General features: G+C 65.3%; 8 protein-coding genes. All 8 read right to left on the minus strand.

All coding sequences use genetic code 11. The features are described from left to right. Positions 1-1,053: a lysylphosphatidylglycerol synthase transmembrane domain-containing protein gene (locus tag ACYJP6_RS10080; RefSeq protein WP_459474852.1), complete on the minus strand. Its 1,053-nt coding sequence runs from the start codon at positions 1,051-1,053 to the stop codon at positions 1-3. After that, positions 1,050-2,297 (minus strand): cardiolipin synthase ClsB, encoded by a 1,248-nt coding sequence (gene clsB, locus ACYJP6_RS10085; RefSeq protein WP_459474853.1) that lies wholly within the window; start codon positions 2,295-2,297, stop codon positions 1,050-1,052. Before clsB ends, ACYJP6_RS10080 begins: the two co-directional genes overlap by 4 nt. Further along, on the minus strand, positions 2,294-3,055 hold the full coding sequence (locus ACYJP6_RS10090; protein ID WP_459474854.1) for an endonuclease/exonuclease/phosphatase family protein: 762 nt from the start codon (positions 3,053-3,055) through the stop codon (positions 2,294-2,296). The genes clsB and ACYJP6_RS10090 overlap by 4 nt, the downstream gene beginning before the upstream one ends. Then, entirely contained in the window at positions 3,052-5,241 is a 2,190-nt protein-coding gene (gene glgX / locus ACYJP6_RS10095; protein ID WP_459474856.1) for a glycogen debranching protein GlgX, read from the minus strand. The genes ACYJP6_RS10090 and glgX overlap by 4 nt, the downstream gene beginning before the upstream one ends. Before the next feature lie 249 nt (positions 5,242-5,490). Beyond that, the gene (locus tag ACYJP6_RS10100; RefSeq protein ID WP_459474857.1) at positions 5,491-5,994 is read right to left on the minus strand and encodes a DUF2934 domain-containing protein; all 504 of its coding nucleotides are present in this window, start codon (positions 5,992-5,994) and stop codon (positions 5,491-5,493) included. After that, positions 5,991-8,798 (minus strand): malto-oligosyltrehalose synthase, encoded by a 2,808-nt coding sequence (treY, locus tag ACYJP6_RS10105; RefSeq protein WP_459474858.1) that lies wholly within the window; start codon positions 8,796-8,798, stop codon positions 5,991-5,993. The genes ACYJP6_RS10100 and treY overlap by 4 nt, the downstream gene beginning before the upstream one ends. Next, the gene (gene malQ, locus ACYJP6_RS10110; protein ID WP_459474859.1) at positions 8,795-10,861 is read right to left on the minus strand and encodes a 4-alpha-glucanotransferase; all 2,067 of its coding nucleotides are present in this window, start codon (positions 10,859-10,861) and stop codon (positions 8,795-8,797) included. Before malQ ends, treY begins: the two co-directional genes overlap by 4 nt. Next, on the minus strand, positions 10,858-12,663 hold the full coding sequence (gene treZ / locus ACYJP6_RS10115) for a malto-oligosyltrehalose trehalohydrolase (RefSeq protein WP_459474860.1): 1,806 nt from the start codon (positions 12,661-12,663) through the stop codon (positions 10,858-10,860). Before treZ ends, malQ begins: the two co-directional genes overlap by 4 nt. Positions 12,664-12,685 lie beyond the last annotated feature (22 nt).

Consider the following 12,685-nt stretch of genomic DNA (forward strand, 5'->3'; position numbering starts at 1 on the left):
TCAGCCGGCGTGGCCTTCGCGTTCGCCTTTCTTGCGTTCTTCGCGCCGGTCGTTGCTCACCTTGAGCTTCTTGGCGCGGCTCTCCAAGGCGAAATACAGCACGGCCGCGATCAGCAGTGGAACGATGAAGTACAGCGTCCGATAGCCGAGCAGGGCAGCGATGATCTTGCCGTGGGAAAGGCCATCGTTGGCCAACAGGGCGATGAACACCGTCTCCAGCACGCCGACCCCGGCAGGGATGTGCACGATGACCATGGCGATGCTGGACAGCAGCAGCACGCCGAGCACGTGCAGGTAGTCCACCTGGCGGCCGAGGAAGAGGTAGACGATGGCCGCCATGGCCATCCAGTTGACCGAAGACACCAGCAGTTGCAGGCAGGCCATGCGCAGCGAGGGCAGGGCCAGGCGCTGCTTGCGCACGGTCCACTCACGCTGCTTGGCGAAGGTGCAGACCGCCAGGTAGAAGACGATGAAGGCCAGCAGGCCGAAGCCGATTAGGCGCAGGGTAGTGTCGCCGACGAACCAGTTGGGCGGCATGTCCACCACGCCACTGACGAAGATCCCACCCGCCAGCAGCACGTAACCCAGCCAGTTGGTGGCGATGCTCAGGGAAAAGATCCGGGTGATGGTGCCGCTGGACAGCCCCAGCCGCGAATAGAGGCGATACCTCATGCCGATGCCGCCGACCCAGGTACTCAGGGTCAGGGTGAAGGCATAGCAGATGAAGGACACCAGAAACACCTGGCGCTTGACCAGCTTGTGCCCGCAATAGGCGCGGCCGATGAGGTCGTAGCAGCCGTACATGATGTAGGACAGCACCACCAGGCCGCCGGCCATGGCCAGCGTCGTCCACTTGTAGCCGGTGAAGACCTTCCAGACCTCACCCCAGTCGACCTTGCGGGCATAGATCACCAGGAGCACCACCACGGCGATCAGGAAGACCCAGGTCAGGATCTTCTTGACCAGTACCCAGCGGCCATTCTGTGGCTTGTCGGCGGCCTGCTGGTCTGCCTCGTCGTCGGCGTGGTCCAGGGTGTCGCTGTGGCTGCTCATCGTTGCGGATACCTTGAGATCGAGGAATCGACCCGGTCCTGGGTTTCGAGCTCGGGCTGCACCGGCGGACTCACCAGTTCGATCTTGGGGGTATGACCGGGCAGCCAGCCGACCCAGGCGGGGAAGTGGCGCAGGAAGTGGAAGACCAGCATCGTCTTGGCCAGGTGCCAGTAGGTGCGCTTGGGCACCTTGCTGCTGTCGACGTGCTCGCAGTGATTCTGGATCAGGGTTTCCAGGCGACCGCGCAATTCACGGTTGAAGGCATGGTCGTGGAAGATCAGGTTGCATTCGAGATTGAGCGAAAGACTCAGAGGGTCGAGATTGCTCGAACCCACGGTGGACCAGTGCTCGTCCATGGTCGCCACCTTGCCGTGCAGGGGTCTCAGGCAATATTCGTAGATCTCGACGCCCGCTTTGACCAAGTAGTTGTAGAGCATCTGAGCGCCGACCTTGACGATGGCCATGTCCGGCTCGCCCTGCACGATCAGCACCACCCGGACGCCGCGCTGCGCCGCATTGCGCATCTCCCTGAGCAGCCGATAGCCGGGGAAGAAATAGGCATTGGCGATCACCACCTCGCGCTTGGCGTTGCGCAGCATCTCCAGGTAGTGCTTTTCGATATCGGCGCGGTGCTCGTCGTTGTCGCGGAACACCAGCAGCGCCTGGGCATTGCCGGGATTGCGGTTGTCGGCCGGTTTCTGCGAACGCTTGCCCCACCAGCGGTGCGTTTCTTCGGGCGAGTCGATGGCATCACGAGCGAACCTGTGGATGTCGTCGACGATGGGGCCCTCGACTTCCACGGCGTAGTCCTGCTTGGCCTCGGGCCCGAAATCGCCGAGGTGCTCGGCGGAATAGTTGATGCCGCCGATGAAGCCCAGGCGACCGTCCACCACCACGATCTTGCGGTGCAGGCGGCGGAAGAGGTTGGTCCTCATGCCCATGACCAGGGGACGCGGATCGTAGTAGCGGAAACGCACCCCGGCCTGGACCATCTCGTCGAGGAATTCCCGGGGCAGGTCGGGCGAGCCGTAGGCATCCACGGTGATGTCCACCCGGACACCGCGCTTGGCCGCCGCTACCAGTTCCCGCTGCAGCTCCTGGCCGACCTTGTCGTAGAACAGGATGAAGGTCTCGATGATGACCTCTCGCTCGGCGGCGCGGATCACCTCGAAGACGCGTGGGAAGAAGTCCTCGCCGTTTTCCAGCAAGGCGATGCGGTTTCCGTCCCGCCATTCGAAGTTCATAGGTGGAAGTCCGCAGCCAGGGGCGCATGGTCGGACAGATGCGACCACGGCTGGTTGCCCAGTACCTGGGGCCGGCCGACGCTGACGTTGCGCGTGTAGATGCGATCCAGGCAGAGCAGGGGGCGCTTGGCCGGGAAGGTCCTGGGCAAGCGGCCGGCGGTCTTCATGAACACCTCCTCGAGCCCGGCACCCTGGCCGAGAATGTCGTTGGCCTTCTGCCGCCAGTCGTTGAAGTCCCCCGCCACCACGACGGGAGCGTCGCTGGGCAGGGAATTGATGTGCTCGCAGATCAGCTTCATCTGCATTTGCCGATGTTTCTCCCGCAGCCCGAGGTGCACGCAGATCACGTGCAGGTCGACCTGCTGGTCGGGAACCCGCAGGACGCAATGCAGCATCCCGCGTTTTTCCGGCCCGGCGATGGAGATGTCGAAGTTGTCGTAGCTGACGATGGGAAACTTCGACAGCACCGCATTACCGTGATGGCCGTCCGGGTAGACCGCATTGCGCCCGTAGGCGAAGTCGGTCCACATCGAATCGGCCAGGAACTCGTACTGCGGCGCCGCCGGCCAGTTCTCGAAGCGCAACGGGTGTTTTTCGTGGGTACCCAATACCTCCTGGAGGAAGACAATGTCGGCTGATACCGTCCGCACCGCTTCCCGCAACTCCGGCAAGATGAACTTGCGGTTGAAGGACGTGAAGCCCTTGTGCGTGTTGATGGTCAGGACCTTGAACGAAAAACCCTGTTGCGCGTTCGTCATGCCTGGCGCTTCCTCCGCTTGGTCTGGGTCAGCTCGAACAGCAATACCGAGCGTCCGGTGACCTGATAGGTGTCTCCGAATTGGAAGATGTCGCCGCTGTCGAGGTCAGGCTGATTGGTGTCCAGTTGCAGGGACCAATGCTCGCCTTGGGGGACCTCCGGCAGGGTGAAATCCACCACGTCATAATGAGCATTGACCAGAATCAGCAGCGAGGTATCCGCACCTTTGCGACGAATACCGGTCGGTTGCGCCCGGCCGTCGAGCAGGATGCCCATGCATTTGTTGCTGCCGTCCTGCCATTGCTCGTCGCCCATCTCGGTGCCGCCGGGCTGCAGCCAGGTGACGTCCTTGACGCCCAGTTCCTCGTTGTAGGCGCCGGTGAAGAAGCGGCTACGACGCAGCAGCGGGTAGCGTCGACGCAGGTCGATCAGGTTGCGCACGTATTCCTGCAGCTCGGCGCTCTTCTCACTGATCTCCCAGTTGACCCAGCCGATCTCGCTGTCCTGGCAGTAGGCGTTGTTGTTGCCGCCCTGGGTGCGGGCGAACTCGTCGCCAGCCAGCAGCATCGGCGTGCCCTGGGAGAGGAAGAGGGTGGCCAGCAGGTTGCGCATCTGGCGATAGCGCAGCTCGATGATTTCCGCATCGTCGGTCTCGCCCTCGGCGCCACAGTTCCACGACAGGTTGTGGGAGTGGCCGTCCTTGTTGTCCTCGCCGTTGGCCTCGTTGTGCTTGTCGTTGTACGACACGGTGTCGGCCAGGGTGAAGCCATCGTGGGCGGTGACGAAGTTGACGGAGGAGTAGGGCTTGCGGCCGCGACGGTTGAACTTGTCGCCGGAGCCCAGGAAGATCTTCGCGAAGTCGCCGATCTTGTCTTCGTCACCCTTCCAGAAGGCACGGGCGGTGTCGCGGAAGGTGTCGTTCCACTCCATCCAGCCGGGCGGGAAGTTGCCCACCTGGTAGCCACCGGGGCCACAGTCCCAGGGTTCGGCGATGAGCTTGGTTTCGGCCAGGATCGGATCCTGACGGCAGGCGTGCAGGAAGCCGCCGCCCTCGTCGAAGCCATCCGGCTCGCGGCCGAGAATGGTCGCCAGGTCGAAGCGGAAGCCGTCCACCCCCATCTCGGTAGCCCAGTAGCGCAGCGAGTCGGTCACCATCTGCAGTACGCAAGGGTGGCTCATGTTCAGGGTGTTGCCGGTGCCGGTGTCGTTGATGTAGTAGCGCGCATCATCGGGCATCAGGCGGTAGTAGTTGGCATTGTCGATGCCCTTGAGCGAGAGGGTCGGGCCCATCTCGTTGCCTTCGGCGGTGTGGTTGTAGACCACGTCAAGGATCACCTCGAGGCCGGCGTTGTGCATGCGCGCGACCATCACCTTGAACTCGCCGATGGACTGGCTGGCCATGTAGCGCGAGTGGGGAGCGAAGAAGGCCAGGGTGTTGTAGCCCCAGAAGTTTCTCAGCCCCTTTTCCAGCAGGTGGTTGTCATCGAGGAAGTAGTGGATTGGCATCAGTTCGACGGAGGTGATGCCGAGCGACTTGATGTAGTCGATGACTTCGCTTTCCTGCAGCCCCGAGAAGGTGCCTCGGGCGCCTTCGGGTACCGCCGGGTGCTGCATGGTGTAGCCACGCACGTGGGTCTCGTAGAACACGGTGCGGTCGCGCGGCACCCGCGGGTGGGTGGTGTTGCCCCAGGTGAAGGCCGGATCGATGACGCGGCAGCGCGGCATGAAGGGGGCGCTATCACGCTCGTCGAAGGACAGGTCGCCATCGGGGTGGCCGATGGTGTAGCCGAACAGGGCGTCGTTCCACTCCAGCTCACCGACGATCTGCTTGGCATAGGGATCGATCAGCAGCTTGTTGTGGTTGAAACGATGGCCATTCTGCGGCTCGTACGGACCATACACGCGGTAGCCATAGAGGGTGCCCGGGCGAGCGTCGGGCAGGTAGCCGTGCCAGATCTCGTTGGTGAATTCCGGAAGTTCGATGCGCTCGATCTCTTCCTTGCCCTCGTCGTCGAACAGGCACAGTTCCACCTTGGTGGCGTTGGCGGAAAAGATGGCGAAGTTCACGCCGGAGCCGTCCCAGGTGGCGCCCAATGGGTAGGGCAGGCCTTCACGAACACGAGACTTGGACTTACTGATGAAAGTGGTCGCTTCGGTTAACGGCTTGTTGGAATCAGTTGAAGTCATTTCGACGCTCTCGGGATAGCTAGGAAGGAAGTCGCTCTAGTGGGGCTCTCATTACCTGCCGGTGGCTGAATCGATACAGATCCGGCTACTTGCATATGAAAGGCCCGACGCAGCGCAGTTCCGAGACCCAGGAGCGAGCCGACAAAGCGTTGTTTTTGCAGGAGAAAATAGAAAACGAAGGGGTAACGCGGAGGCCGCACGGGGCGGTAGGGGGAAGGCCTGGCCGAGTGGCCAGGCCGAACACTCAGATCACTCGCTGGCGGTGGGCTTGGCAGCGGTAGTCTTGGCCCGCGAGGCCCGGGGCTTCTTCGGCGTAGCCGGCGCTGCACCTACGCCGGTCGCTTCGACCGCAGCCTCCTGCTTGGCCTTGCTCGCTGGGGCCTTGCTGGCGGCGGGCTTGCTGGCGCTGGGCTTCACCGCCTGCTTGGCCTTGGACACCACCTTCTTGGCCACCGACTCGACCTTTTCGGTCACCGACTCACCCGCAGCCGCGGCCTCGGTGGCGGCCTTCTCGCTGCCACTCTTGGTCTTGCCCGTAGTGTTGGCCTTGGGTGCCGCAGCCTTGCCCGCCGGTGCGCTGGCCTTGGTCGCCCGCGGCTTCTTGGTGGCGGTCTTCTTCGCCACGCCTTCCTGCTCGGCTTCGTAGAGACGGGTCGCCATCTCCCAGTGGCGGTCGTGTTCGTGGGCCGGCCGTCCTTCGGACTCCCAGATCTGATAGGCGAGCTGCTGAATGCGTTCGTCTTTTTGGGTCATTGCGGTGCGGCTCCTTGAGTGATGTCTTGTGTGCTGAGCAATCCAAGCGGAAAACGTGCCAGAACCTCGCCGACAGATAGCTCTTTCTTCTGGTGATGGACAGATGCGGGGGCAAAAGTTTCCCCGAAACGGTACATGGACAAGGTTTCCGGAAGTTTTATCCGGGTGTCTTGCCAGGCATCTGCAGAAAAGCCCAGTGCGCCGGCGTCTGCCAGCAGGTCGGAGGCATGCACCGGGACGATGACGATGACTGCCTCCTGCTCCCAGGTCCGCGCGAAAGCCAGCACCTGGTCGGCCTTGGCGCCCTCGACGCTGAGCGGCAAGTAGCGGCCCGCGGTGAACAGCTGGGGCAGCTGCTTGCGCAGCTGCAGCACGGTGGCCAGCACCTGTTGCTTGATCTCGCCGCTCTGCCAGTCGGCCAGTGCCGCGGAGGTGGAGGTGGCGCTTTCCAGCGCACGCTGACGTGGCGCGTAATCCACCGCGCGGCGGTTGTCCGGCTCCACCAGGCTGAAGTCCCAGAATTCGCCACCCTGGTAGAGATCCGGAACGCCGGGTGCAGTGTTGCGCAGCAGCAGCTGGACCAGGCCGTTCAGGGCGCCCGCCGGTGCCAGTTCGCGTACGGCAGCGACGATCTCGCCACGCAGCGAGCGGTACTTGGCATCGGTGAGCAGGCCTTCCAGGAAGGCCTTGCAGGCGGCTTCGTAATCGGCGTTCGGCGCCCACCAATCCGACTCCAGCTTCTCTTCGCGCAGGGCCTTCTCCTGCCACTGCAGCAGACGCTCCAGATAGGCCTGCAGGCCGTGCTGGTCATCGGCTTCCAGCGCCAGCGGCCAGCTGGCCAGCAGGGTCTGGTACAGCATGAGCTCATCACCCGGGGTGGGGGCCGGTGCCTCGTTCCATTCGCCGCGCAGGGGCGCCGCCTGTTCCTGCCAACGGCGGACCTGGGCGATGTAGGCGTCCGGGCGTTCCGAGACCACCGCCAGGCGCGCGCGGGTATCCTCGCCACGCTTGTGGTCATGGGTCGCGGTGGTCAGCATGTTGCGCGGGAAGTGCTCGGCACGCCAGCCGCTGGCCTCGTGGAAGGCACTCACCGGCTGGGCGAAATGCTGCGGATCGAAGCCCACGTCGTTGCGCGAGAGCAGCGGGGCGGAACGATAGCAGGCGGTGTCCTCGACCGCCTTGGCGGCGATGGGCGAGGTGAGCTGCTGGAACTTGGTGATGGCGCGGCGCTGCTCGCGACGCGCCAGGCTGCCGACCGGCTTGTGGCGAGGGGCCTCGCCGCCGAGCCAGGCGCGCAGCTGTTCGAGCAGCGGCTGCTCCGCCTCGCTGACGTGGGGCCGCGCCGCCTCCAGGGCGGTGTCGAACCACTGGGCATCGTGGCCGACGAATCCGGCCGCGCCGGCGTAGGTGCGATAGACCTTGAACTGCACGATCAGCTCCAGCAGCACCCGGCGAATGGCGCCCTGGCTGGTGTCGCGGGTCCGCCAATCCTGCTGGGCCAGCAGGTGCAAGGTGTGCACTGCCGATTCGAATTCGCTGTTCAGCGCGGTGGTGAGCACCAGGCGCCGCGCTTCCCGCACCTCTTCGAGGAAGTCCTCGGTGCGGCCGGTGGTTTCCGCCCAGAACTGGCGCAGCGGCGCTTCGCCACGGGCATCGTGCTGGACCGCCGAGACCTCGTTCATGAATTCGTAACCGGTGGTGCCGTCGATGCCCCAGCCTTCGCGCAGCTGCTCGCCTTCGGCGAGGATCTTCTCGATGTAGATGGGGAAGCCGTCTTCCGGCGCACCGCCGGTACGGCTGGCGCACAGCTCGTCGACCCGTCGCCGCAGCTTGCGGCAATAGGCACGCGGATTGGCCAGGCCGTCGATGTGGTCGAGACGCAGGCCGTCGAGCAGGCCTTCGCTGATCAGGCGGAAGATCAGCGAATGGGTCTCCTCGAAGACCTCATGGCGCTCCATGCGCAGGCCACCCAGCTCGGTGATGTCGAAGAACCGCCGCCAGTTGATGTCATCCGAGGCGGTGCGCCAGCTGGCCAGGCGATAGTGCTGACTCTCCAGTAGGGCATGCAGGCGCTCCTGGTTGTCCGCCTGGCTGCCATCGAAGGCGGCGATGGCCTTGTCGAGGGCGGCGGCGACGGCCGGGTCCTTGGCCGCATCGGCCAGTTGCCGCTGGGCCCCACGAGCTTCTGCCTGGTCCTTGGCGCGGGCCGAGAAGGCATCGGCGAACAGGCTCAGCTGGGGCAGGTCGCTTTCGCGCAGGATCTGGCCGTAGGTGCCGGGATTGATCGGGAAGTGGTGGGCGTAGTACTCGACGCGGAAGGCGCCTTTCTCCGCATCGAACACCAGCTTGAGTTCGCCGGCCTGCAGAACGTTGCCATAGGCATCGCCGAGGAAGGGCAGCAGCACCTGGCCCTGCAGGTCGGGGTCCGGACCGTACCAGTTGATGTCGTAGAAGCCCGCGTAGCGGCTCTGGCGACCCCATTCGAGGATATCCAGCCACCAGGCGTTTTCCGAACCGCCCACATTGGTGTGGTTGGGTACGAAGTCGGCGATCAGCCCCATGCCGTGCTCGCGCAGGCGAGCGACCAGGCGCCGCAGCGCCTCCTCGCCGCCCAGCTCCGGATTCACCCGGGTGGGATCGACCACGTCGTAGCCGTGCACGGAACCCGCGCGGGCGGTGGTGATCGGGGAGGCGTAGAAATGACTGATACCCAGCTTGGCGTAGTACTCCACCAGGGGCAGGGCGTCGTCGAAGGTGAAGTCCTTGTGGAACTGCAGGCGTACGGTAGCGCGCAAGCGACTCATCGAGTGTTCTCCGGATTGTTACGAGCAGTGCTCAGCACGCTTAGGCGACGGTCAGGGGTGGCAGCGTCCAGCAGACGGTCCGCCGGAGCATCCCAGCGGCGCAGCCAATTGGGGTGTTCGTTGGTGGTGCCGGGCAGGTTGGCCTGTTCCAGTTGGCCCAGGGCGTCCTCCACCGGCAGAATGATCAGGGGCGCCGGCGTGCGGCCGATGAAGTCGATGGCGGCGTCCACCGCGTCCCCGACGTTGTCGACGCTGGTGTCGTCCAGCTGCAGCACCTTGGCCAGGTGCTGGCGATCCGCGGCGCGTTCGGCCAACTGGTCGTCGCGAGTGGTGCCGTCCGGCAGCAGGCCGAGCTCTTCCTGCCAGTCGGCGTCGCGGCCCTGCCACCAACCGGTGAGGGTCGGCAGATCGTGGGTAGTAGGCATGCCCATGGCTGTGTCCGACCAGTGCGAAGCCGGCTTGAAGGCCTTGCCGTCACGCTCGAACAGCAGCACCTGCATGCCCATGATGGCGCGCTCGGCCAGTCGCTCACGGAAGCCTTCCGGCACCGTGCCCAGGTCTTCGCCCATGACCACGCAGCGATGGCGCCAGGACTCCAGGGCGACCAGGCGCAGCAGGTCGTCGATGGGGTAGGAGAGATAGGCGCCATCGGCCGGGGAGGCGCCTTCGGGCACCAGCCACAGCCGTTGCAGGCCCATGACGTGATCGATACGCACGCCGCCCGCATGGGCGAAATTGGCCCTGAGCATCTCGATGAAGGCGCGGAAGCCATGCTTGACCATGCCGGTGGGCGAGAAGGCGGAAATTCCCCAGCCCTGGCCTTTCTGGTTGAGCAGGTCCGGCGGGCAACCCACGGTCACCGAGGCCAGCAACTCTTCCTGGCGACTCCAGGCCTGGCTGCCACCGCCGTCCGCGCCCACGGCGATGTCGGCGATCAGGCCGATGCGCATCCCGGAGTCGCGGCACTGCGCCTGGGCAGCGGACAGGCCTTCGCTGGCCAGCCACTGGGTGAAGGCATAGAACTCGACGTCCTGGGCGTGGCGCTCGGCGAATTCGGCCACGGCCGGATCGCGCGGATCGCGATACTGCTGCGGCCAATGCTGCCAGCTGGGCGAGGCCTCGCCCTGGGTGAAGGAGGCATGCAGGGCTTCGAAGCGGCAGTGGTTTTCCAGGGCTTCACCGCCGTCGCGGCGGAAGGCCTCGAAGCGCTCGTGCAGGTCGCCACCGGCAGTGCGGAAGTCCAGGTGCAGGGTACGCAGCAGGCGCAGCCGCAGCTTCGCCAATGCCGGCCAGTCGATCAGCTCCAGCTGTTCGAGGCGCTCGGCTTCGGCCTCCAGGCCGGCACGCTGCATCGCCTGCTGCACGCGCTCGGCGTCGAAGACCACCTCGGGCGCGGCATAGAGCACGTTGAAGAACACCCGGCTGGAGGGCGAGTAGGGGCTGTAGCGACTGCCATCGGCGCTGAACATGGCGTGCAGCGGACTGATGGCCAGGGCATCCGCGCCCTTGTCGGCAGCGGCCTTGGCCAGCTGCACCAGGCCTTGCAGATCCCCCGCGCCGCTACCCCCCGTGCGTCTCAGGCTGTAGAGCTGCACCGCCAGGCCCCACAGCCGAGCCTGGTCGTCGCCCGTCGCGTCGGCGATGGTGTAGCACCGCTCGGGCGCCACGGCCAGGGTCAGGCGCTGGCCATCGATCTCCGCCTGGTGGTAGCCGGGCGCCACGATGGCGGCGAGCTGGCCCTGGGCATCGACGGTGCCCTCCAGGCGCTGGCCGTTTTCCAGGTGCACCTGGTAGGGGACGCCGCTCTTGAACTGATCCGGCGTCCCCACCGGCTTGCCTACCGCCGCGGTGATCAGCGGTGGCAGGTGGTGCTTGTCGCCAACCTCGGCCAGCTTGCGCAGACTGGCGTCGATGTCGGCTTCGCTGTCGGCCGGCAGGTCGATGGCCTTGAGCAGGTTGCGCAGCGCTTCGGGGCTCACCCTTTGGCGTTGGCCGTCGTAGGCCGTCCATTCGATGGCGATGCCGGCCGCCTTGGCCAGCTGTTCCAGGCGATCCTCGCTCATGCCTTTTTCTCCAGCCAGACCAGCGCCGTATGAGCGGCCAGTTGGCCGTCCTGGCGCTGAGCGACAGCCTTGGCATCGCTGCTGTGCAGCAGCTCGCCGTTCGCTTGCTCAGCCACCTTCACCGCGGCTTCGCTGAGGTTGAGTTCGATGGTCAGGCCACTGCCATCGGCCAGGGTCCAGCGGGCACGCACGGCGCGGTCGGCCAGCGCCTCGGCACCGGCCGCGCGGGCACCTTCCAGGCGCGGGAAGAGTTCCTTGCGGCGGATCTCCAGCAATTCCCGGTAGAGGCCCAGCCAGGCGGCATGGTCGGGCTGGTCGGCTTCGCCGAAATTGGGCTTGGAATCGTCGAAGGTCTTCGGCGCGTTCGGGTCGGGAATCTGCTGGCGATGTTCTTCGCTGGTGAAGAAATCGAAATCCTTGAACTCGTTGCGGCGTCCGTCGCGCACCAGTTCCGCCAGTTCGTCGTTGTGGCTGGTGAAGAACAGGAAGGGCTGGCGGCTGCCCCATTCCTCGCCGATGAACAGCAGCGGAATCATGGGGCTGAGCAGCAGCAGGGCGGTGGCGGCGCGCAGGGCCGGTTCCGGGGCGAGGCGGGTCAGGCGCTCGCCGAAGGCCCGGTTGCCGACCTGGTCGTGGTTCTGCAGGAAGACGATGAAGGCCGAGGCGGGCAGGTCGGCGCTCGGCTCTCCGCGCGCCTTGCCATGGCGAGTCTGTTCGCCCTGGTAGATGAAGCCTTCGCCCAGGCAGCGCACCAGCTTGGCGGTGGCGTCCTGGGTGAAGTCCTTGTAATAGCCTTCGTCTTCGCCGGTCAGCAGCGGGTGGATGACGTTGTGCCAATCGTCCGTCCACTGGGCGTTGTAGTGCTTGCCGCCAAGCAGGGTGGCGGTGTTGTCCTCGTTCTCCAGCATCAGGTGCACGTGGCGGCCCGGCTCCACGGTGGCGCGGATCTCCTCGGCCATTTCCTCGAGGAAGCCCTTGTCGTTGATGGCGTGCACGGCATCGAATCTCAGCCCGTCGAAGCGGTACTCCATCAGCCACATCAGGGCGTTGTCGATGAAGTAGCGGCGCACCGCGTCCTGGCGGAAGTCGATGGCGGCGCCCCAGGGGGTGTGGATGTCCTCGCGGAAGAAGCGCTCGGCGTAGGCATGCAGGTAGTTGCCGTCCGGGCCAAAGTGGTTGTAGACCACGTCGAGGTAGACCATCACGCCATGGGCATGGGCGGTGTCGATCAGCGACTTGAGGTCGTCCGGGGTGCCGTAGGAGGCTTCCACGGCGTAGGGCAGGACGCCGTCATACCCCCAGTTGCGGCCACCGGGGAATTCGGACAGCGGCATCAGTTCGATGGCGGTGATGCTCAGCGCCGCCAGGCGCGGCACCAGCTTCTCGACCCCGGAAAACCCACCGAGGGTGCCGACGTGCAATTCGTAGATGACGCTCTCGTGCCAGGGTCGGCCGTTCCACTCCACGGTCTGCCAGTGATAGGTGGTGGGGTCGATGACGATGCTCGGCTCGTGCACGTCGCCGGCCTGGGCCCGGGAGGCGGGGTCCGGCACCAGCAGGTCGCCGATCTGGTAGCGATAGCGGGTACCGGCACCGCATTGGGCCTCGACGGCAAACCAGCCATCGGCCTGGCGCTCCAGGGGCAGCGTCATGCCGCCTTCCAGTGCCACCGACACGGCATCGGCGCTGGGCGCCCAGAAATGGAACAGGGTGCGGTCCTTGCTCACCAGAGTGGCACCGGCACGGGTCTGCCAGGCGTAGCCCCCGGTCACCGCGGCTGCGTCGCGCGAAATATCAGTCATGGATGAAGAACTCCCGAAACCG

The organism is Pseudomonas sp. No.117 (assembly GCF_054558395.1).

What these genes read in the sequence shown, in the direction of transcription:
- ACYJP6_RS10090 (WP_459474854.1), bottom strand. Translation starts at nt 3,055, where the DNA reads ATGACGAACGCGCAACAGGGTTTTTCGTTCAAGGTCCTGACCATCAAC.
- clsB (WP_459474853.1), bottom strand. Translation starts at nt 2,297, where the DNA reads ATGAACTTCGAATGGCGGGACGGAAACCGCATCGCCTTGCTGGAAAAC.
- treZ (WP_459474860.1), bottom strand. Translation starts at nt 12,663, where the DNA reads ATGACTGATATTTCGCGCGACGCAGCCGCGGTGACCGGGGGCTACGCC.
- treY (WP_459474858.1), bottom strand. Translation starts at nt 8,798, where the DNA reads ATGAGTCGCTTGCGCGCTACCGTACGCCTGCAGTTCCACAAGGACTTC.
- glgX (WP_459474856.1), bottom strand. Translation starts at nt 5,241, where the DNA reads ATGACTTCAACTGATTCCAACAAGCCGTTAACCGAAGCGACCACTTTC.
- ACYJP6_RS10100 (WP_459474857.1), bottom strand. Translation starts at nt 5,994, where the DNA reads ATGACCCAAAAAGACGAACGCATTCAGCAGCTCGCCTATCAGATCTGG.
- ACYJP6_RS10080 (WP_459474852.1), bottom strand. Translation starts at nt 1,053, where the DNA reads ATGAGCAGCCACAGCGACACCCTGGACCACGCCGACGACGAGGCAGAC.
- malQ (WP_459474859.1), bottom strand. Translation starts at nt 10,861, where the DNA reads ATGAGCGAGGATCGCCTGGAACAGCTGGCCAAGGCGGCCGGCATCGCC.